At 42.3% G+C, this 21,027-nt stretch carries 18 protein-coding genes; 5 read left to right on the top strand and 13 right to left on the bottom strand.

Going from position 1 to position 21,027, the window contains the following annotated elements; translation table 11 throughout:
* Positions 1 to 132 precede the first annotated feature (132 nt).
* Both PPA03S_RS13035 and PPA03S_RS13040 read right to left on the bottom strand, forming a co-directional pair.
* Positions 133 to 480, bottom strand: a complete 348-nt coding sequence (locus PPA03S_RS13035; protein WP_062323496.1) for a winged helix-turn-helix transcriptional regulator — start codon at positions 478 to 480, stop codon at positions 133 to 135.
* A 43-nt stretch (positions 481 to 523) separates the two neighbouring features.
* A complete protein-coding gene (locus tag PPA03S_RS13040; protein WP_062323498.1) occupies positions 524 to 1,270 on the bottom strand; it encodes an SDR family NAD(P)-dependent oxidoreductase in 747 nt (248 codons plus the stop codon).
* A 492-nt stretch (positions 1,271 to 1,762) separates the two neighbouring features.
* Between PPA03S_RS13040 and PPA03S_RS13045 the strand changes: the two genes are divergently transcribed.
* Entirely contained in the window at positions 1,763 to 3,130 is a 1,368-nt protein-coding gene (locus tag PPA03S_RS13045) for an MFS transporter (RefSeq protein ID WP_062323500.1), read from the top strand.
* A gap of 205 nt (positions 3,131 to 3,335) precedes the next feature.
* Positions 3,336 to 4,802: an MFS transporter gene (locus PPA03S_RS13050; RefSeq protein WP_062323502.1), complete on the top strand. Its 1,467-nt coding sequence runs from the start codon at positions 3,336 to 3,338 to the stop codon at positions 4,800 to 4,802.
* A gap of 149 nt (positions 4,803 to 4,951) precedes the next feature.
* Here the strand turns inward: PPA03S_RS13050 and PPA03S_RS13055 are convergent, their stop codons facing one another.
* The 4 genes from PPA03S_RS13055 to PPA03S_RS13070 all read right to left on the bottom strand — a co-directional run bounded on the left by PPA03S_RS13055 (position 4,952) and on the right by PPA03S_RS13070 (position 10,387).
* Positions 4,952 to 5,824, bottom strand: coding sequence for an AraC family transcriptional regulator (locus tag PPA03S_RS13055; protein ID WP_062323503.1), 873 nt, complete (start codon positions 5,822 to 5,824; stop codon positions 4,952 to 4,954).
* 114 nt (positions 5,825 to 5,938) lie between these two features.
* A complete protein-coding gene (locus PPA03S_RS13060; protein WP_062323505.1) occupies positions 5,939 to 6,301 on the bottom strand; it encodes a hypothetical protein in 363 nt (120 codons plus the stop codon).
* 98 nt (positions 6,302 to 6,399) lie between these two features.
* Entirely contained in the window at positions 6,400 to 8,313 is a 1,914-nt protein-coding gene (locus tag PPA03S_RS13065; protein WP_062323507.1) for a serine hydrolase domain-containing protein, read from the bottom strand.
* A gap of 34 nt (positions 8,314 to 8,347) precedes the next feature.
* Positions 8,348 to 10,387, bottom strand: coding sequence for a serine hydrolase domain-containing protein (locus PPA03S_RS13070; protein WP_062323509.1), 2,040 nt, complete (start codon positions 10,385 to 10,387; stop codon positions 8,348 to 8,350).
* A 348-nt stretch (positions 10,388 to 10,735) separates the two neighbouring features.
* Here PPA03S_RS13070 and PPA03S_RS13075 point away from each other — a divergent pair, with 348 nt between their 5' ends.
* The gene (locus tag PPA03S_RS13075; RefSeq protein ID WP_062323511.1) at positions 10,736 to 11,338 is read left to right on the top strand and encodes a DUF7010 family protein; all 603 of its coding nucleotides are present in this window, start codon (positions 10,736 to 10,738) and stop codon (positions 11,336 to 11,338) included.
* A gap of 660 nt (positions 11,339 to 11,998) precedes the next feature.
* On the opposite strand, the gene PPA03S_RS13080 is transcribed toward PPA03S_RS13075, so the two are convergent.
* The 3 genes from PPA03S_RS13080 to PPA03S_RS13085 form a co-directional block, all read right to left on the bottom strand.
* Positions 11,999 to 12,517 carry a P-loop nucleotide/nucleoside kinase family protein gene (locus tag PPA03S_RS13080; protein WP_245683612.1) on the bottom strand — a complete coding sequence of 173 codons (519 nt, stop codon included), beginning with the start codon at positions 12,515 to 12,517 and terminating at the stop codon, positions 11,999 to 12,001.
* Between the two features lie 54 nt (positions 12,518 to 12,571).
* Positions 12,572 to 12,730 carry a hypothetical protein gene (locus tag PPA03S_RS33310; RefSeq protein WP_167666026.1) on the bottom strand — a complete coding sequence of 53 codons (159 nt, stop codon included), beginning with the start codon at positions 12,728 to 12,730 and terminating at the stop codon, positions 12,572 to 12,574.
* A 631-nt stretch (positions 12,731 to 13,361) separates the two neighbouring features.
* The gene (locus PPA03S_RS13085; RefSeq protein WP_062323516.1) at positions 13,362 to 14,597 is read right to left on the bottom strand and encodes a CynX/NimT family MFS transporter; all 1,236 of its coding nucleotides are present in this window, start codon (positions 14,595 to 14,597) and stop codon (positions 13,362 to 13,364) included.
* A gap of 489 nt (positions 14,598 to 15,086) precedes the next feature.
* On the opposite strand from PPA03S_RS13085, the gene arr reads away from it, so the two are divergent.
* Together arr and PPA03S_RS13100 are read left to right on the top strand one after the other, a co-directional pair.
* Positions 15,087 to 15,503, top strand: a complete 417-nt coding sequence (gene arr, locus PPA03S_RS13090) for an NAD(+)--rifampin ADP-ribosyltransferase (RefSeq protein WP_062323518.1) — start codon at positions 15,087 to 15,089, stop codon at positions 15,501 to 15,503.
* Between the two features lie 680 nt (positions 15,504 to 16,183).
* Positions 16,184 to 17,488 carry a hypothetical protein gene (locus PPA03S_RS13100; protein WP_062323522.1) on the top strand — a complete coding sequence of 435 codons (1,305 nt, stop codon included), beginning with the start codon at positions 16,184 to 16,186 and terminating at the stop codon, positions 17,486 to 17,488.
* 157 nt (positions 17,489 to 17,645) lie between these two features.
* Here PPA03S_RS13100 and PPA03S_RS13105 read toward each other — a convergent pair whose 3' ends face one another.
* From PPA03S_RS13105 to PPA03S_RS13120, 4 genes are all read right to left on the bottom strand, one after another.
* The gene (locus PPA03S_RS13105; protein WP_062323523.1) at positions 17,646 to 18,119 is read right to left on the bottom strand and encodes an HIT family protein; all 474 of its coding nucleotides are present in this window, start codon (positions 18,117 to 18,119) and stop codon (positions 17,646 to 17,648) included.
* A gap of 113 nt (positions 18,120 to 18,232) precedes the next feature.
* The gene (locus PPA03S_RS13110) at positions 18,233 to 18,799 is read right to left on the bottom strand and encodes an NUDIX domain-containing protein (RefSeq protein WP_082704138.1); all 567 of its coding nucleotides are present in this window, start codon (positions 18,797 to 18,799) and stop codon (positions 18,233 to 18,235) included.
* Positions 18,800 to 19,244: 445 nt separating this feature from the next.
* A complete protein-coding gene (locus PPA03S_RS13115) occupies positions 19,245 to 20,024 on the bottom strand; it encodes an alpha/beta hydrolase (protein ID WP_062323524.1) in 780 nt (259 codons plus the stop codon).
* A 395-nt stretch (positions 20,025 to 20,419) separates the two neighbouring features.
* Positions 20,420 to 20,977, bottom strand: a complete 558-nt coding sequence (locus PPA03S_RS13120; protein WP_062323526.1) for a dihydrofolate reductase family protein — start codon at positions 20,975 to 20,977, stop codon at positions 20,420 to 20,422.
* Positions 20,978 to 21,027 lie beyond the last annotated feature (50 nt).

Raw genomic sequence — 21,027 nt, forward strand, 5'->3', positions numbered from 1 at the left:
CACCGTCTCCGGATTGCATCAATCTCCTCTATCGGAACCGAAAATTCGTCGCAGGGGTAGCTCTGCCCAATGGGAAACTGGGCGACAAGCAGACGGCACACGAGCACCTCATTAATCCGCGATCGGAGACACTTAATCCAGGTACAGAATCTCAATCTCGCCCGGGGCGTAGGATTGCTCTGCGTAATTCCCTCCCCAATTACAAAGTGATCTCAAAATAGGTTCAAGTGATTGACCCAGTTCCGTCGTTGAATATTCCACCTTAGGTGGTACTTGATTGTACATTTTTCTGAAAATTAGTCCGTCTGTTTCCAGTTCGCGAAGGGTTTGAACCAACATCTTTTGCGATATATTATTAACGAGTCGCTTAAGCTCCCCCGTCCGTTTAGGTCCTTTTATTAAATAGTACAGAACAAGTCCCTTCCACTTTCCTCCGATAACTTCTAGTGTAACTTCCAATTCACAGTGAAAAGTTTTCATATCAATGCACCATCTCTATCGTTTAAGAAATATTATATCCTGGTTAAACTTGAGCTACTCCGCCATCTACGAATAATTCAACGCCATTCATATAACTGCTTTCATTAGAGGCTAGGAACATGACAGCATTTGAGATCTCTTCAACCTGTCCCACTCTGCCGAGCGGAATATCATGTTTTGCCTGTTCAAGATAACGATCTAGTTCGGAGCCAAATAACTCATCGTACGCCGGCGTTACGACGGATCCTGGACTAAGGATGTTCATACGAACTTCGGTCCCTTTCATATCAAGAATCCAGCTGCGGACGAGCTGTCTGATCGCTGCCTTGGAGGCACCGTAGATACTAAACGCGGGTATCCCCGTCGAGCCAGCAGTGGATCCCGTTAGAATAATCGAACCTCTTTTATTTGGAAACAAAGGTAATGCCTTTTGTACTGTAAAGATGGTTCCTTTCACGTTGACATCGAAAGTCTTGTAGTATTGTGCTTCTGTAATTTCTCCTAATGGAAGCAATGACCCTAGTCCGGCATTTGCAAAGAGAATGTCCAAATGTCCCTTCTCTCGCTTTACTGTTTCAAACAATTTATCTAGATCTTCCGACTTTGATATGTCACCTCGGACACCTGTAACATTCTTGCCGATCTGCTGTACTGCCTCATCCAGTTCACGTTGTCTGCGTCCTGTGATAAAAACGTAGGCTCCTTCTTCTACGAACTGCTGTGCCGACGCGAGACCGATGCCGCTTGTACCTCCGGTTACAACGGCTACCTTTCCGTCAAATTTCCCCATTCTATTACACTCCTTTTATAATTTTTTATATTGTATAGGATGCTCCGTCTACCTCATGAACTTCCTATGAACGATAGTATGGAGGAAAAGTTACAAGAAAAACAGTACCCACTTTTTTGTGATATAGTCACCAAAAGGTGATAATTGAGGCAGCACAAGTTCGTAGCAGCTCTTTTTTTGATTTACCTTTTAGAACTATTACAACCTCCATTCATAAAGGCCCCTTTTGTTTGCGAGAATTGTAATCCTCAGTTACAAATTTACGCATCAGTCTAAGATATATCTGGGTTCAATAATTCACTTCAATGACAATGAATATGGCTTACGGCTTTTAAAAGCATATGATAAAATGGTGTTGGTTTATTTTTCATTTCACATATTTGGAGGCGTATTATATCATGCGGCAAAACCATTCTGTAAGGGTACAACAATTAGGGGAAAACGCATAATTGACCCTATAAACTGCGATTCCCCTTCATCTTAAGGGGTTATATGCAAGTGCTACATCAAAATGAGGTTCACGCGTCACGTTTCATCCTTTGGCTGAGCATTTTAACGTTTTTCAGCGTTATGAACGAAACCATGTTTAACGTATCATTGCCGGATATTGCCGCTTATTTTGATATTGCACCGTCGGCGGCCAATTGGACCAGTACCTGCTTCTCACTATCCTTCGCCATTGGCATCGCTGTGTACGGCAAGATATCCGAACATACGGGCATGAAAAAATTGCTGTTTTTCGGTATGCTGATCTACGGTTTCGGTTCGATTGTCGGCCTATTGTGTCATACCTGGTATCCGGGTGTACTGATCGCGCGTTTCTTTCAGGGAGTTGGCGCTTCGGCAGTACCGTCGCTTATTATGGTGATCATCGTCAAGAATGTCGAACCGGGAAAACAGGGCAAGGCGTTCGGCCTGATTGGCTCTGTGGTTGCATTTGGCGAGGGGCTCGGCCCTGTCATCGGAGGTGTGATTTCCGACCATGTTCATTGGTCCTTGTTATTTGCACTGCCATTGCTATCGCTGCTGGCCCTTCCTTTTGTACTGCGAACACTGCCTGACGAGACTTCAGAAAGAAAACCATTCGATATTACCGGGGCCGTTCTGCTATCCGTCGGCATTCTCTCGTTTGCGCTGTTCACGACGCTTTATCATTGGATTTACCTGACTGCAAGTCTGGTTTTGTTCGGGCTTCTCACTTTTCATATCCGCCGGCAGCAGGCACCGTTCCTGGAACCGTTCCTATTTCGGAAGAAAAGATATATTGCCAGTGTGCTCACTGGCGCCTTGTTGCTCGGCACGGTCGCCGGTTTCTTTTCCATGGTGCCTTATTTGATGAGAGCAGTGTACCATATGCCGACCGGCCTCATCGGAAGCGCCATTCTGTTTCCAGGCACATTGAGCGTCATCTTGTTCGGGATCCTTGGTGGGATGCTTGCTGACCGCCAGGGCCATATCACTGTGATGTTATCCGGGCTTGGCATGATTTTCGCCGGTTTTCTTATCGTACTCTTCTATACGGATCGAGTACCTTGGCTTATTACATGTTCGATGATCCTGACGTTTGGCGGTCTTTCGTTTGTAAAAACTGTCATTTCGGCAGGTGTCGCTCAGACGCTGGAGCCGGATGAAGCAGGTTCCGGAATGGGCATGCTCAACTTCACCTGTTTCCTTGCTGAAGGTATTGGCATTGCCGGTGTGGGTGGACTGCTGACGAAGCCATGGCTAAACTCCCCCCTAATCACGACCGTAACCAGTCAAGCAGCCGCGCTTTACAGCAATATGATGCTGATATTCATTGTGCTCCTGACATTTGGCGGTCTCCTGTTCACCCTGTCGTACAAGCGCACTCGTCAATGATTTGCTGCTCTAGGAATTTTCCGATATATATTAATTAGAACATGAAGCCTCCAACTCCATTTCAATAATGGTTTTGGAGGCTTCTTCATGCTTATAGAGGGGACTACTGGCTAAAGCCATAGCAAAACAGTTAAAGTATAATCAAAACCAAATTAGTTGCTAATGCAACTAAATGTTTTTAAAGATAGTAAGGAGTGATTATTTAATGAAACCGGAAGGTGAGAATCGTTACATTACTTATCAAGATGACCCAGTAATCCAGAAAAGACGTTGGATCATCCTGATTGTGCTGAATTTATTTACATTTATGTCGACGCTCGATGGCAGTATCGTCAATATTGCTCTGCCCGTTATCGCGAAGCGGATGAATCTGACAGTCGCCGAAGCGGAATGGGTAGTCACTGCTTACTTGATGACCATTTGTGCAGCGATCCTCTTTTTCGGCAAGCTCGGAGACATTGTCGGTAAAATTAAAGTGTTCAAATGGGGTATGATTATTTTCACGGTTGGTTCCCTTCTGTGTGGGTTCAGCTTCAGCCTTCCACTTCTTCTAGGTTCACGATTACTCCAAGCCCTGGGCGCAGCGATGACGATGGCCAACAGTCAGGGTATCATTACAGACATCTTCCCAGCAACTGAAAGGGGAAAAGCATTGGGACTGATCGGTACGTTTGTCTCGCTTGGCAGTATAGCTGGACCGAGCCTCGGCGGTATTCTCGTATCTGGACTGGGTTGGGAATATATATTTTTGGTAAATATACCGGTAGGGCTGATCGCGATTGCGATTGGGTGGAAGGTACTTCCTGCTGATCGTACCAAACTGAAGGTCCGTATCGATAAGGCCGGCGGTGTCCTATTCCCTCTATTTATCCTAGCTTTATTTTCAGGTCTGCTGCTCGGTCAGCAGGTCGGTTATGAGGATGTGCGTATTATTGCTGCGTTAATCATCTCTGCAATTGTTTTTGTTATTTTCCTTTTCGTTGAGATTCATAAACCGGAACCCATGCTAAAGCTCACCCTGTTTAAAGACCCGCTGTTCAGCTTAAGCATTTTATGCGGTTTTCTGGTATTTGTAGCCAACTTTTGTTTTAACATCATCGCACCATTCTATGCCCAAAGTATTTTGAATCTTGACCCCTCTCACGCGGGGCTCTTGCTAATGCTGTTTCCGATTGTCATGGTGATCGTAGCTCCACTCAGTGGCGCACTCTCGGACAAAATTGGTTCCGAGTCGCTCACTTTCGCAGGACTCATTGTGATGGTCATCGCTCAAGTCGGACTTGCTCGACTTCATAGCGGCAGCTCTCTCCTTCTGGTTGGGAGTTGGATCGGTATGCTCGGTCTCGGCAGCGGCTTGTTTCAATCGCCGAACAACTCGTTGGTAATGTCGAAAGTGCCCAAAACCCAGCTCGGAATTGCAGGGAGCATCAACTCGCTCGTCCGCAATATGGGCATGGTCGTGGGAATTACGGTTGCTACTACCACCCTGTTTGGTGTTATGAGCAACTTGGCTGGCCGTAGGGTTACAGGACTTGTGCCGGACCGCCCCGATCTTTTTCTATCGGGCATGCACGTGGTTTTCATGACCTCCGCTTCGATCTGCATAGCAGCTGCAGTACTTACGGGTTGGAGGCTGTGGTCGGCAAAAAGGGTTTTACGCAGTGAACATTAAAACAACTTAACAGTATCTAGCAAGTGGATTCATGCTTTTATCCGTCATCTTTTATGTAATGTGATTTCCATTAAAACGTTGTCGTACACCAAAAGATCTCTTCAGTAGTGAAGAGATCTTTTGGTATTTCACATAGAAGTCATGCAGCTTTATTGCTTCCGTATCGGTATCCATATCTCGCTTTTGTATTGCGGAGAAGTGACATCCTGGTGCTCATTCCACAGGAGTTCTGGTCCTTCGCTCAGCTCATAATCCGATGAAGGAAACCACTCGGAATAGATTCGTCCCCATACATCCTGAAGCGTACCCGGAAAAGGACCAACGGCAGTAAACACTGCCCATGTTGAGGCAGGCACTTCCAGTTGTACCAAACCCTCAGGAGCTGCTTGGGTCGTGGCTGCACCGATATAATGATCGAGTTCCCCTTTCTCCTGCATCCGTTCCTCACTAAAATGAGCCGAAGCACTGATTAGCCCGGTCGGCTGAACGTTGGATAATCCCTTAATCGTCTCGATTAATTCCGGCGTAAGACGTTGGTACATCGCAGCAATTTCCGGGTTCACTCCGTTGAACACGATCGGCACCCTTTTGCTGATGCCCACAATCCGAAAGGCCTCTTTGTCTTCAATACGGTAATTCATTTCGCTTCCTCCTTGAATGGTCAATTGAAATGTCATCCGAGGGAAGGCCTTGAGTGATGGACCATGAATTCTCGCTTCGGAAGGTGTAACCCCATGCATGCTTTGAAAAGCTCTAGCGAAGGAATCCGGAGAGGCATATCCAAATTTGAGAGCAACATCAATCACTTTACTGTCATTCCGGCTTAGTTCCAGTGCTGCCAGCGTCAAGCGCCGACGTCGGATATACTCTGACAAGGTAATGCCACTAAGAAAGGAAAACATTCTTGTAAAATGATATTCCGAGCAGCAGGCAATCCGTGCAACCTCTTTCATATCCACGGAATCCATTAGATTCTCCTCAATGTAGCTTAAGCCCTCATTCAGTCGTGCTAGTGTATTCATGATCTTACCTCCCTCGTTGATCCAAGCATATCAAAGCCTTTCTTCTCACATCCGACATTCCCTGCACCATTCTGCAGGCATTGGCCCACATATGGAGGTTACGGCATCATCATTTTAAAAAAAAGAATATCTGATCAACCCATAGTATAGTGGTCCCATCAAAATAACAAATGTTAGCAACATCCATAATCTTCTCGTTACAATCGGTAATTCTTCCAGGATTTCTTCACCTTCGTAGTCTTTTAAGAACATTGCAAATGATAAATCCCATAGAAAAGCTGTAACGGTAACCATCTTCCACACAGTAGAATTTAGAATATCGGTTTCGGTAACGAATCCTAACAAACCAATCCATGTCATAACAGATACGACAAAATCTATTTTTCCAAGTGTTGTTTTATACTTTCCTTTTAATAAATATGCCAGGGATGCTGTTCCGAGCAATCCAAGGTAGATAGTCCACAAAAAATTAGCCACACATATTCCTCATTTTTATAATTTTCACATCTCTTTTTTATCCTTTTGCATTATAGCCAATCCTCCTCGCGATGAATATATTAAATTCCTTCCAGTGCTTACGGGATAAAACTATAAAAATTCCATAGCGCCATCATCAGAGCAAAGCCAATAAACAGCACTCCTGTAACGGTATACCACACTTTCTTCCATATCAGTTGCGGGCATTTAACAATGGCAACCCCCAACAACGCTGTGCCAAGCAAGGTCAGTGCCCAATTTATAGTGATCCCGAAGTTCATTTGGTCCACTGTTACGTTTTCATTGATCACTGCATTCACCAGCTGATATATGACATTGGCTACCAAAAGGGTCCCGCACAAGATAACAGACGACATGATGCGGCCAGTTGCTGACGAAGCGCCCTTTTTACTACGCTGAAGCCATCGAATCAGTAGAACGAATGGAGCAACCAGAAAGAATACGATAGCTAAGAAAGCCCATACCAAATAGATGATCAGGGCAGGAAGCGAACGGCTTCCCTTGATCGGTAATATATCCGTGGCGATCCCCTTGCTCAATCGTTTTACACCTTTGTCAGAAATTTCTGCATACAGAACCGGTGCCAACCTTTCAAATCTTGGACTGTCGGATTTGGCAAATTGGTATACATTCGGACGTATTTGTTTGAGTTCTCCCGTCATGCCCATCACACTCAGTACAAGGTCATGCTCACCTTTCGGTTTCACCTTAATCAAACCCAGATAGTTAATAACCTCATGATACGAAGAGTAAGTACCACCCGACTGTACATAATATCCAGCCAGTTCCCCGGATGGAGACAATTCTGCAGGGGGAGCAGGATTTTCAGCTTCTTTCATTCGGTCCTGAATCAGCAGTTTAATGATACCAGAGGTTAGCTCCTGCTCTATCTCCATATTCGTCAAGACGACGATACCGAGCTGCTCCTCGGGAGCGATCGCAACGTTGCCGGAGAATCCCTTAACATTCCCACTGTGTCCAACGACGTGAGGATCTGCCCGATATTCCCAAAAGCCGTGCGCATTCGACAGGATCTCTTCGTTCGGGGTATAACTCCGGGAGAGCATCTTTCGTGCAGTGTCCGGCCGATTGAACAGTGAACTATCTGATGTATACAATGCCATCACGAACCGAGCTAGATCCTCCGCCGTACCTTCCATGGCTCCCGCAGGATACAGAGGAACATAATAATGTGCCCTCGCTTCAAATCCTCCTTCCTGCTTACTGGCATAACCCGTTGCTTTTTCCTTAAGCAGATCCCGGTGATCCTCTAAAGTGGGATGACCAGAACTATGATTCATTCCAAGAGGCTTAAGTATATGGTTCATCTCGTAGTCGGAGAATGATTCCCCGCTCACCTTCTCTACCGCCAAGGCAGCCAGTGCCGTGGCAAAGTTGGAATAGGCTATTACTGTGCCGGGTTCATAGATTTGTTCCGGCTGGTTAGACAGTATCGTTTCTTCCAACGAGGTCAGACTCTCTTTTGACCGCGTAAATGTACTAAGCGGATGCTGCTCATAGCCAGCGGTGTGACTCATAATGTCCAGCATAGTCATCGGCTTGTCATAACGCAGTTTCTCCGCGACCTCTTTTGGGAAATAGGTTCGAATGTCTTGATCTAGCCTCATCTTGCCCGCTTCCACCATCTGCATCACAGAAGTCCAGACAAACGCTTTATTAATGGATCCGTAGGCAAATACGGTAGAAGCAGGATCAACAGCAGACTTACGCTCCATATTGGCATAGCCATAACCTTTGGAGAAAACAATCTTGTCGCCCTTCGTGATCACAACCGCAGCGCCGGGAGTTGACTTTCCAATGTGGGAATTGACGTAGTTATCAATCTCTTGCTCCAGCCGGTTATAGGGAATTCCAGAAGGGGTTTCTCCTGTTACTATTTGATCTGCGGCATAGGCCGAAACCGAGAATTGAGAAAGCAGACATACACTAATACAGAACAATAAAAACGGCCTACATAATTTAAAATTCATCTTGTTGTTCTCCTTCCTACTTCGTGACTCCATTTTATAATCCTGAAGTCAGAATTTTGCTGAAGCAATCCCAAATTACTGCACTTTCCTTACGCAGCAAAGGCTCTTGCGACCGATAGTTGACAATTCCCTCTTCGTTTCTGGTTACATCAGGTCCGTATATTCCTGCCCCGACTAAAAATTTCACGGCGTCAACTGCCCAAGGTGCTGGTTGATCAGCGATTTCTGCCGAGATTATAGGTAAGTTCACGCTCGATGAGAGCCTCCAGAGAATTGTAGCTGCTTCTTGGCGAGTGATTTTACGATCCGGATAAAACATCTGAGTTGAAGTGCCGACTAATATTCCAATGTCTGCGAGGGTTTGAATTGAAGATGCATACTTGTGTCCTTCAGCATCTTTAAAGATTACCGGCTTATCAGAGGGTCTTAAATTAGCAAACTGAATCAATTGGGATGCAAATTCACCTCTCGTCATAGCCTCATCAGGATAATAGTGGGTAGAACGTTTTTCATTGTGCTGTGGCATAAACAATTTCGTTGATCGGTAAATAGCCTCAGCATATTCGTCGTTAGCTACGTCAGAATATTGAGGGAGCTCAGGTATTTTTCCGAACCAAGAGTCAGGTAAAATGTAATCCAGATAGGTGATTTTACCGTCCGTGTCTTTCTTGAAGGCGGCTTGGTTTCCTTCTTCATCAACGAACAACTGATCTCCGACTGGTTTTAATGTATGTGTTCCATTTGGACCTGAAATCGAAAGTTCCCCTTTCTGTTTCACGATGTCAAAGAACAAGTAAGGCTGGCGAAGATATCGATAGGTTCCTGTATACTGATCCAGCTCATTTGAATTCAGTGGCCATTCCTTTGCTTTCTGTTTTTCTTGGGGGTAATAGTGATCCATAAATGCAGTAAACAATTCTTCCCCTATGTCTTGGCTCGCGTCACTATTGGTGATGACGAATCCACCAATCTTTTGGTCTGGAATCAACCACATCCATGAATGATAGCCGGGTAAATCTCCCCCTTTTCCAATAACCATTTGGCCGTGATATGCATGCCGGTAAAATTTTTCGAAACCCAAAGCCATAGTGGGCACCTGCTCTTGAACTTGGACTTGCGTGCGATGCATTTCTTCTGTTGTCGTTTTAGAGAGGATTTGAGATGTACCGTAACTTCCTTCATTCAAATGGGCTAACATGAATTGAGCGATGTCGCCACTCGTGCCAAACATTCCTCCGTCTGGCATAATAACAGGGTCATTTGGATACTGCTCCTTGGGTTGGCCATTTGTTCCGTAGCCCGTGGCCAGCTGTTTTTTGACTTGTTCAGTCATGAGGAAATCACTATTTTTCATATTCAATGGTTTAAAAATATTCTTTTGTATGTATTCTTCAAAGGGATAACCAACCATTCGTTGAATAATGTATCCCTGAAGATCAAAAGCAAAATTATCATACCGGTAACTCTCGCCTGGTGTTCGTATAACAGTCGGCAGGTTATCTTCAATAAACTCCTCTAATGATTGTTTGTCATTTACATTGTTAGATGAAATATAATCAGTGAAATCAAACCCTGATGTATGTGTCAACAAATGTCTCATGGTGACAGGTGTTCCCGTTTGATTCGTAATCGTCATCCCACCAAGATATTTTTCAATGTCCTCGTCGAGATTGATTTTCCCCTGCTCTACAAGCTGCATTACAGCAGTGGCAGTCATTACTTTGGATATGGAAGCCATCCGGAAAATCGTCTGCTCAGGGTCCACTAAAGTTTTGGTTTCCAGGTCGGAATAGCCATACCCTTTGTTTAATAATACCTTGTTATCTGCAACGATTGTAAAAGCTGCACCTACTAGCTTTTTTTTGATTTCCGGCCGATTAAAGAAATCATCTGCAAATTGCTCAACTTCGACCGAGGACATCGGCCCTGTATGGGCGGCTGTCTGTTCTAATCCGGCCCTACTCTCACTCAATAAAACCGAGTTTCCAGATGCTGTTGGGCCAGCCAGTAAAGAAGAAAATAACGCACCAACTGTTATTAAAGTAAATCCCTTTGAAACTCTTTTCTTTTTCATTGAAAAACCTCGTTTCTTAGTAATGTTTTACATATATATCATAATAGTAGACCCTTTATTTTCCATCATTCTAAAGCAGGATTGCATCTGCGATTAAGGTCTGAGAAACTTCCCCCGCTTAGGTCCAGTACTGACTCGTCTTTGGTCTAGATCAAACTGGAGAAACGCTGCTTGTTCCTTGTTCTATTAACTACTTCCTTATTTAATCTGTGTAATTATATCCGTGATTAGTGGGTTCTCCTTACCGCGTTTTTCAGGAACCGAACTAATTAAAAAAAACTAGACAATAAGGAGGAAGGATGGTTAGATAAATAGAAATATAAAATTCGATCAAGGAGTCTTAAAATAATGAGTGTGGTAAAATTACCGAAAGCTGCGGTCTTTGGTGCTGCAAATGGTGTGATGTTCATGACTTTTTTTGGGGCTCTTTGGGCTTCCATTGGTATTATTGGTTCACATGGACTTGGAGATCCTTGGTCACTCGTTCTTTCAGGAGTTATGACATTAATCTTACTTAGCGGAGCGATATCACTTTTTGGTAAAGCACGTAATATAAACCACGCTATTGAACCAGAAGAGATAGTACATAGGAGAAACATAAATCGAAAATTTGGGTTGATCTTTGGTCTAGAAGGGCTTGCTATCTTTATCGCAAGTGTAATTTGTAACATGATTGATTATTTTGAAATCTTTTTTCCTATCATGGCAATCATTGTCGGGATCCACTTTTTCCCTTTAGCTCGTTTGTTTCGAGAAAACTTTTATTATGGTACAGGAGTAACACTCTGTATTATAGGCGTTATTACTTTATTTTTACCAATTAACGCTACTATTAATAATGTAACCCTGATTGCAACATCTACTTTTGTCGGTTACAGTTCTGCTCTGACGCTATGGGTGACGGGCCTAAGAATTTGGACTGCTATGCTTAAAAAATTGAAACAATCATAAAAAATTGAGAGGATCAATTGTTCTTTACTATTTGCTCTTCTCCCACAAAGGAAAAAGCTACACTCCCCTTGACCACCTACCAGTCTACTTAACTTTTGACCGTTTATGGCGCAGCCGAGTAGGTGAAATAGCTGTAACCCAATAATCGGAAAATGTTCTTGTCCATTCCGGCATTCGGTATAAGTTCTTGTCCTCGAATCAGTACAAGAACTTGTACCGATCAAACAAAAAAGCCACTAAAATAGCGTCTTATAATGGAATTATGTTTTGTCCCTTGAAACTTCCCTTAAATCATAGTTTGTTAAACGTGTATATATCATCGTTGTTAGCCTTAGGCATACCACATCATACGTTGGTTTATTTCACTTTAATTGTTTTACATATTGCTCCATTACTTGTAACCACACTCTTAATTGACTCAAATGTTCTACTGGATGAGAGCCATATGGAAACAATTCAAATTGATATAGCTCTGGACTCCCAAATACATAACTAAAATTAACTTCGATCTCTTAAAGTAATATCCAATCCAGAGATTCCCCGGCAGCAATCGTTCTAGCGAAATACACTTTACTACCATCTAAAGTGCTTTAAATTCTAATATTGACTTCATGGCTGCTATTGTTCTTCTTTCTTGGTTTAATTGATCTATCGTTTTCGTTAATCCACTAACCTGTATTGTTTATTGTTCTTTATATCCTCTATAATTTGGTCAATGTCATCAACGCTATTTTCTCTTGTATCTAGAAGATGTTTGGTATCTAATCCTGATTCCCTGAACTCGTTGATTAAAATAAGACAACGTTCTCCCATTTGATGTTCTGGTTTTCTAAGTTTGTCTCTTTTTAATAGGGTCTCAGGATCAACCCACAATATCGTATAAACAACATTTACAGATAACTCCTCTAGCCTGTCTTTCAACCAATAAGCTCCACTTGGGAAAGTTACGTAATCTATTACTACGTCAATCCCCTTTGAAATGAAATTTTGCGCTAAACTTAGTATATTATTCCAAATTAGGGATAACTCCTGTTCGCTTTCCCAAGGTTTCTGACGACCGTTAACATGCATATTGCTAACATAATCTCCTGAAATATATGCACTGTTTTTTAAGGTGCGAACTAATGCTTTTGAAGTTGTTGACTTCCCTACTCCTGCTGGTCCCGACAATATGTACACCGACCGCACTTGAAATCCCCCTCTATTCACGTCAATTCTCTTTAGATAACTTTATCACACTTTCTGATCGTTAATCGGAATAAGCTCTTGCTCAAGAACCGCATCTTTATGATTAATTAGTACTCCCGTCAGTTTACCCTGAGGGGTATTGATTTCCACGATTTGTTCATCCATATCGAAATTGTTTTGTTGTAAAATATAGGCACTGGTCATGCCCAACAACAGAAGGATGATCAGGATTGAAATTCCCCATTCTGTTCATCAAACCACCATGCCATGAATGTACTGCGCTGTACGTTTAACCTTTGTCTGCTTCGAACCCTCAGATCAAAACCTATTTGGAACAACAAAGCATCGAAAATACTTACATCCTGGCAGTTGCTGATTATCTGTCACTCTTTAAACGGGTAACTCATGACGAATCCAAAGAAGGTTTCCCGGGATGCTTTTCATGAGTTCGACTTCGGGTAGGATCGCGGCTAACATTATGATGGCTTACCCGCAAGTCCTTACAGATAAAATGAAAAAGCCGCTATAAAATAGCGACTTTCAATAGAATCATGTTCTTGTCCCTCGACGTATATTCCACGGTGACGCAGCCACGCTGCGAGGAACCGGCCGTCAGCTGTGTTTCTGGAGCTTCCGGCGATTCGGAGTATGCAGCCCTGCCAGATTGAAGACGATCACACCTCTCAGCGATTCATTCGCAGGATCCCCCTTAAGATGAACTATTACCAGGTTAATCCCCCATGGCAGCTTGAGTTTGTTTGTCTCGGGGCATTTCAACGGTTGCATCGAGGAGTTTGCAGCTTTTCAATGCCCACCATAATTTTGTCAACCATATTTATGATCCTTCTCCTGGCAGCTCGTAACTATTTCGGCTACCTACAGAACGGTTTCTTGCTGCTCCTATACCAACTAAAAAGAGTGCGACTGAAGCGCCAAGCAGAATGAGAAGTGGCAGGTTCCAACTATTTGTCGTGTCATGCAGATATCCTATAAGGGCAGGACCGATTGCGGCAAGAAGATATCCGATCGATTGCGCCATACCAGAAAGTTCCGCTGCTTGATGCGCATTTTCAGTCCGCAACCCAAAAAACATCATGGACAAACTAAAGGCGAAGCCACCACCAATTCCGAGTATGATGATCCATAGCAAAATGATATTGGAGCTTCCGTAAAGAAGTCCGAGCGTTCCTGTAATAAGCAAAACAGTTGTGATGACCACTAACAAACGTTGGCTGGACATGCGCCCGGCGATAACGGGGACAATAAAGGTAAATGGAAGCAGAGCTAACTGCATGATCGAGAGGTACCATCCTGATTGGTTGGAGCCAATTCCTTGCTGTTTTAAAATTTCAGGCAACCATGCGATCAACACATAGAAAATCATGGACTGTATACCCATAAACAAGGTTACTTGCCAGGCAAGAGGAGACCGCCAAACATTCACATCGTTGCTGGCCATGTGTTGACTCGTCGCAGCTGTATGCTTCGTTTGATTTCTTAAGTGGGGTAACCAACAAAGGATCGATACAAAACTTAGAATCCCCCATATTCCCAATGCTCCCTGCCATTTCATACCTGCGTTCACGGCCAGCGGTACACTAATTCCCGATGCGATTGCTCCACATAAACTCATTGAAATGGAGTAAACACCTGTCATGGAGCCAATTTTATCTGGGAAATCCCTTTTGATTATACTTGGCAATAATACATTACATACGGCAATTGCGAATCCAAGAATTGCTGTCCCAATAAACAGATTAGCTGCGCCAGAGATAGAACGTATTACAATACCAACAGTCAGAAAGATTAGGGCAATCAATATAATACGTTCAACCCCGTACCTCCGCCCTAATTTTGGTACCAGAGGCGATAATAAAGCAAAGGCAAGCAAGGGTACCGTCGTGATTAAGCCTGCCAATGTATTTGAAATATGGACATCATCCCTTATAAGACTCACTAAAGGACCGACTGAGGTTAAGGGAGTACGTAAATTGGCTGCAATAAAAATAATGCCGAGAATAATCAGTCCTATAGAGGAAGGTACGGCTTTTTTATTTTGTTTGTTCGGCATTCTTCATTTCTCCTTTTTGAATCCATACGTATTATTTATTTCCATTATTTGTTTCATGTTGATTGAAAAACGATACAATAATATCCGCGCGAATGATAAAAGTATATTATAATATATTATTTTTAACAATAAGTATTTTTTAATATACACAAATTTATTTAAAAATAAAAATACAACTCTGCATTCCTGTTATGGAATTCGGAGTTGTATTTAAAAAGTAGAGTTCTCTACTTTTAGAAACCATACTTTAAGGATATATGGAGCACTATTTCGCATAAAAATCAAATAAATAAGGAAGATCAGCAAAAGCTGCTCTTCCCCCAAACCTATCTGCTAACGAATTAAAACCTAACAATAGGTCATTTCCGTTCAATATCATTCTCTCTACTTAAATTATACCGTTATTTTATATTTATTTATAGACTGTTTTTTTGGTACTTCCTACACTATACTGCTAAGTACAAATCTAAAAAGAAGAGGTGTATCCGTATGGATGACAAAAAAATTGTTTTAGATCAGGGTCCTTTTTTTCATGGTACAAAAGCAGATTTGAAAATTGGTGATTTATTAGAACCACAATACTTATCCAATTACCAAGAAAAAAAATCTAACCATATATACTTTACTGGAACACTAAATGCTGCCAAATGGGGTGCTGAATTAGCAAAATCTAATTCAAAAGAAAGAATATACATTGTAGAACCATTAGGAGATTTTGAAAATGACCCTAACTTAACGGATAAAAGATTCCCCGGAAACCCAACACGCTCCTATAGATCTAAATCGCCTCTTAAAATAGTAGCTGAATTAGCTTCATGGGAAAGACACTCCGATGAAGAAATCAATCACATGCTTACATCTTTAAAAAAATTAAGTGAAGAAGGAAAAAATGTAATATATGATTAATTTTCAAATTCAAGAAAGTTCTATTGCCATATAACTAGCTGCTTGCCTAAGCATCAAAACTTATCCGACATATTGAAGAATTAACTGGTATATTGCTATGGAAAACCCTAAAATACTCGCTTTCATTTTAGAGGGATGATATCTTTTGCTGCGAAACAAGTAAAGGAAAATCAATATAAACCCTAAGGGAATCCAAAGCTGAAAGACACCTTCTGTTGTATATCTAGAGTAAATAGGATTAATGGAGGTACTGATCAAAAAGTAAAAGAAAATCGTAAAACGTCTTGTTTCTAATTGTTTGCTCCACCTCACTAATAAGAAAATAATAATGATTCCGATAATCGTCATGTGTAAAGGGGGGAGAAGAATAGCTGCGTTCCCAAATCGGAATTCCATTTTGCATTACCCTCCTCTTTTTTAGTGCATCTACCACGGTAATGAATCAAATCATGTGATATAATTGAAAGGTTGATTTTACCAGAAGTAAGGAGGAATGTAAAAAACGCATGATTTCTCAACGAGCAGGGATCTCCCAATCGTTATGAAACATTCAGGAGGGACACTTGAAATGTGTGCTGCCGGAACAAGCTCCCCTTGATATGATGAGCTTAAATCAAAAGATTGTCCAATTTCTAATAAAATATCGGCCAGTACAATCAAGACGAGGAGGACCTTATGTCATGAAAAGGATCACCAAACGTACGTTTCAAATCACGACTTTAGCAGCTTTCCTTACGATTCCCTTAGCTCTCATCGCCACTCCCGTATCTGCTGCGGATTACAAACAGCTACCAAAGCCAGAGTGGACCTATGACGTGCCGACCGATACGACAACCCAAATACATAGTAAGAACTATTATTTCACAGGAAAAAGTGTCTACCCCATCGTGTCAGAACAGACCAACTCTGAAACTGCATATACATTCTTGTATCAATCAGGAAGCTCTAACAGCAAATCCAAATCTGTACACACATTACTCGCGATAGACGACAAAACAGGGAAACAGAAGTGGATTCATAATTCGCCTATGCCGTACAATTCATTTGAAATAGACCTGAGCGGTAACGTCTACTATTTCGATGAGGTAAAGTCTGGTAACAAAAAGGTATATCAGTTGATCTCTCTCGATTCAAATAACAAGCCACGCTGGGTCAAGACATTCAAAGAGTACTTTCAATTCAACATCCTGGAAGATGGGCGCATAGCCGTGGTTACTTTCACCAAAGACACCAGTGTGATCTCCCTTTTTACAAAGGAAGGCAAGCAGCTTATCCAAAGGGAGTTTCCCGGTCACGTACGACATATTCAGGAGAACTACGTCGGCTTGATAAATTCTAATGCTCCGGGAAACACGACGACCATTGATATTTACTCCATTCCTACAGGAAAAAAGATTATTTCCGCTGTCCAACCGCAGGATCACGTCAATATTGTTCATGCTGACTTTGAGGTTCTAAGTGGGGGAACTCTAATTGTTCCCATTTATGATGCGAAGACGGAAGTGGAAACCTTGCACGGCTACAAGCCGAACGGGGAAAAAAAATGGATCAGACCATTGCCCAAGCCAGCACAGGATGCTGTGTTCGGTACTACGTATGCGCATAACATGTACGATTCTTTATACGTATCCTTAGGAAATAACTATCTGATTCAAGAGAAAAATAAGCTTAGTCTGTACAATACGAACAATCAATTGATTGCGACCAAGAGGTTTACTGATTTACCTGCACAAGGACTATTACAACGACTAAATGATCAGAGCATCGTCTTCGGAGCCGTCGACAAGACACAAGCTTGGTATGATTCATCTAAACCAGAGCCGAAGAAAGCTGCCTACTATATTCTGGACTCTCGTACACTAAAAATAAAAAATGCTATTGTACTGAATGACGCACTTTTTCACCAAGCTGACGTTCGTTTTCACGATGCAAATACATTCTATATCCACATGAGTGAAACCATTGCCAAATATGTTCTAGAATAGCGTATGCAAGCCGGAGTCCCCCCCTTAACGTTGACTTCGTCCCTATTGAGGAGCAAAGTCATAAGTCATTTATTATTATCAAATGAGCAGTCTGCTGCATCGCAGACTGCTCATTCATTTTTTGAACTATCGTTTCCGGGCAGCTTAATGAGAGAACTTAAATGTTCTCCTTTATCCAAGAACGCAACTTTTCAGCATATAAAGAACGTTCATCTGGATCGGACTGAGAACCCTTTGACAGATAGAGCTGATCATTCACATATCTCGGGTAAACATGAAGATGATAATGCCACACATCTTGATTGCCAGCAGGCTCATTATGTTGCCGTGTAGAAATCCCATCACATCCATATGTACTTTTCATTGCAAATGCTGTAAGCTGAGCCGCGCGATGAATTTCAACAGCGTAATCCGCAGGGAGTTCAAAGATGTTCTCGAAATGTTGATTAGGAACGATAAGAACATGCCCTTTATTGTTTGGCCACCACTTGCTCGCTATAAATGCCGTTACCTTTTCATTCTGATAGATGATATCCCTTTGTTTTGTTCCCTGATTAGGGCGCTCGATACCCCAAACACGACAAAATGGACATTCGTATCCTTCGGGCTTATGTGAAAATGATGCTGTCATCTTTTTTATTCAACACCTTTCATATCTTTCCAATCAGCTATTAGACGCAGGTTCTCCACTCTTCCAATAACAATAAATGGATACTCCGTAGTTAAATCAGCCTTAAATTGATTCTAAACAGACAGGGTCTCCAGGCCAGGTTCCTCATTTCCTAAATACATTTCTGTTTTTTCTCCCTTGGATAACCTTAGAATCTGCTTTCTTAATTTGGACGGATATAATGGTTCTTTAGTAATATTGTTAATATCAAGCCATTCATATCGGGTTTGGTTTTTGTCATCTTGCAGAACAGAATTGTCGATTGACCCTACGTATTCGCATAAAAAAACCAAATCCACACGATGAAAAGCCTCGCCATATACCCCTTCAATTACAAATTCCAACGATAACGGTTCTACATCCACTCCGATTTCTTCCGCTACCTCACGTTTAACCGCCTCGGCCAGTGTTTCCCCTGCATTTTGGTCTCCACCAGGCATAATGTAGAAAACATCACCATGATCATCGAGCTTAATTGCGAGCATTTTCCCTTCTTTAATAATTAGTGCTTTTGCAGAATTTCGAATTTTTCTCTCCATTTTTAAACCTCCGTTTGCCAATAACTCCATATCAAGTTTTGAAATAAGCAGTATAAAGGCCCTCACAATGGAGGGCGTTCTTTCCTTGATCAAGTCAAACATACTCAGCAAGTTCCGAACCAGCCTTTCCAATCTCCAGCCTAGCCCATTCCGCGTGCCTTCACGCTTCTCATGAAGATTTTAACATGTATTCCTGTACAAATTCTGAACATCAACATAAAAATAAACAATAGCTAAATCTGTATTATCCCATTTAACCACCATTCTACGTACTTCGTTACGGATGGGGCGACCCACATACGGCTATCATTTTCATGATTCGTATACCGAATTCAGCCATCATAGGCATGTTCCCAGCAGCTTTAAGCTGATCTAACGCTTAACATTAGCTCAAGGATAGGTGCTGAGAACACTTAGAGTAGGTGGTTTAAAAAAAATGCCGGTCCAGGGCGCGACATTACGTCCTAGACCGGCTATTTATTTTTTAGACAAGAGGATGACTCCCCTTCCAATTGAAAGGAATGAGGAGTTTATTGGGCAGTAAATGTTACAAACGATCCAAGGGAAGCCATTTCAGTACGTCTTGAATGGTCTTATCCCAGAATGCCCAATCGTGTACGCCCGACTCTTCAGCGTATGTATAGTTCAGTGAAGATCGCTCAAATGCTTCCTTCATTCCGATATTTAGATCGTAAAGGAAATCTTGCGTACCGGATGCTTGGTAAAAGGCAGGTTTCGGTCCAGCTGCATGATCGCAAGTCTGGACAAGGTGATAAAGATCGTTATCGGTTCCCGCATGCGGTCCTTCTCCGAATGCAAGCCGCAGAAACGGAGGAGACTCTCCTCCCGGCCCGGGACTCCAAAAAGGAAAATTACCGGTCGACAGTCCAGCAGCAGCGGCGAACATGTCAGGTTTGCTCAGCGCCCATCTGAGTGCGCCGTAACCTCCCATCGATAGCCCAGCGACAAAATTATCTTCACGAGCATCCGACAGCGGGAACAAGGACCGGGCAATCTGGGGAAGCTCTTCCATGAGAAATGTACCGTACTTTCCTCCGTAAGCCATATCCGTATAGAAGCTTAATTGGACTTGAGGCATAACGACAGCAAGTCCCAACTCGGAAACATACCGTTCAATCGATGTCCGTCGCATCCAGATCGTATCGTCATCGGACCCTCCATGCAACAGCCAGAGGACGGGATGCCTCTCCCGGTTGGCAGCGCCTTTCATTCCGACTTGCCCCCTCGTCGCTTGAGGCAGAATAACGGTCATTGACGTGCTTAGTCCTAACGTTTCCGAGAAATAATTGCATCGAATCATTGCCATTATACATTCTCCTCATATCGTATTATTGAACTGAACAACCACATCCCTTTGCAAGTCAGTCGATGTTGGTTGTTATCGTTACCATTTCGGTCCCTACTTGTGTTTGATTCTATTGTAACGGAAGCGCTTTCTTCGCTATATACCAGAAATTCGACTAATCTTCATTTCATAATTCGAGTTTCTGGAAAACGATTGCAAAATTCAAAGGGCTCAGTTAGTTCTTCATCATGGATTGTTTCAAACTTGTTCTTTCTAATGCAGAAAGTTCTTGTCTCTCGACACGGAAAACCTATTGGCCGGGTTCTACCTAAAAAACAGCGAACAGAGATCATAGAATTTACAATTCTAAGACTTGCCGCTGTTAATATGAAACTAACATTCTGCCATTGGCAATATTATTTGTTCCCGTCTATATGATAAATTAATTGTACAACGCCTGAAGAGAACGTTCTTGTATTAACCAGTTTTAGATTCAACCTCTGTTTTATATCAACAAACAGTGGTTTTCCTTCCCCTAAAACAACAGGGTGAACAGATAATCTTAATTCATCAACAAGTCCTAAATGGATAAAAGTTGTAATCAGACTTGCTCCTCCATATAGCCAAATGTCTTTACCGGGTTTATTTTTAATTTTAATCACTTCTTCAAGAATATCATCGTTTATGAAAATGGCTTTATTATCCGTTCCTGTTCGTGACCTGGAAAACACATATTTTTCTTTACTATGGACTAATCCCCAAAATTCTTCATCCATATCACTATGGTCAACTTCCGGGGTATATTGCCCCCATAAATCATAGCTTTTTCTCCCATAAAAAATGGTATCAATTTGATTTAAAAAATGAATAAAGCCCAGCTCCGAGTCCATAATGCACCAATCAACTTCACCATTTGGACCTTCAATAAAACCATCTAGGGTAACTGCTAAATCTAAAATTATTCTTCTTTTCATGATGTGTTACTCCTCTCGTTAATATAGATTCATTATAGATCTAATTTACG

The sequence above is a fragment of the Paenibacillus pabuli NBRC 13638 genome (assembly GCF_001514495.1).
Classification (GTDB): domain Bacteria; phylum Bacillota; class Bacilli; order Paenibacillales; family Paenibacillaceae; genus Paenibacillus; species Paenibacillus pabuli.

Bases quoted from the DNA above. Each gene is read 5' to 3' on its own strand.
- PPA03S_RS13035 (WP_062323496.1), bottom strand. From the start codon at position 480: ATGAAAACTTTTCACTGTGAATTGGAAGTTACACTAGAAGTTATCGGA.
- PPA03S_RS13040 (WP_062323498.1), bottom strand. From the start codon at position 1,270: ATGGGGAAATTTGACGGAAAGGTAGCCGTTGTAACCGGAGGTACAAGC.
- PPA03S_RS13045 (WP_062323500.1), top strand. From the start codon at position 1,763: ATGCAAGTGCTACATCAAAATGAGGTTCACGCGTCACGTTTCATCCTT.
- PPA03S_RS13050 (WP_062323502.1), top strand. From the start codon at position 3,336: ATGAAACCGGAAGGTGAGAATCGTTACATTACTTATCAAGATGACCCA.
- PPA03S_RS13055 (WP_062323503.1), bottom strand. From the start codon at position 5,824: ATGAATACACTAGCACGACTGAATGAGGGCTTAAGCTACATTGAGGAG.
- PPA03S_RS13065 (WP_062323507.1), bottom strand. From the start codon at position 8,313: ATGAATTTTAAATTATGTAGGCCGTTTTTATTGTTCTGTATTAGTGTA.
- PPA03S_RS13070 (WP_062323509.1), bottom strand. From the start codon at position 10,387: ATGAAAAAGAAAAGAGTTTCAAAGGGATTTACTTTAATAACAGTTGGT.
- PPA03S_RS13075 (WP_062323511.1), top strand. From the start codon at position 10,736: ATGAGTGTGGTAAAATTACCGAAAGCTGCGGTCTTTGGTGCTGCAAAT.
- PPA03S_RS33310 (WP_167666026.1), bottom strand. From the start codon at position 12,730: ATGACCAGTGCCTATATTTTACAACAAAACAATTTCGATATGGATGAA.
- PPA03S_RS13085 (WP_062323516.1), bottom strand. From the start codon at position 14,597: ATGCCGAACAAACAAAATAAAAAAGCCGTACCTTCCTCTATAGGACTG.
- arr (WP_062323518.1), top strand. From the start codon at position 15,087: ATGGATGACAAAAAAATTGTTTTAGATCAGGGTCCTTTTTTTCATGGT.
- PPA03S_RS13100 (WP_062323522.1), top strand. From the start codon at position 16,184: ATGAAAAGGATCACCAAACGTACGTTTCAAATCACGACTTTAGCAGCT.
- PPA03S_RS13105 (WP_062323523.1), bottom strand. From the start codon at position 18,119: ATGACAGCATCATTTTCACATAAGCCCGAAGGATACGAATGTCCATTT.
- PPA03S_RS13110 (WP_082704138.1), bottom strand. From the start codon at position 18,799: ATGTTTGACTTGATCAAGGAAAGAACGCCCTCCATTGTGAGGGCCTTT.
- PPA03S_RS13115 (WP_062323524.1), bottom strand. From the start codon at position 20,024: ATGGCAATGATTCGATGCAATTATTTCTCGGAAACGTTAGGACTAAGC.
- PPA03S_RS13120 (WP_062323526.1), bottom strand. From the start codon at position 20,977: ATGAAAAGAAGAATAATTTTAGATTTAGCAGTTACCCTAGATGGTTTT.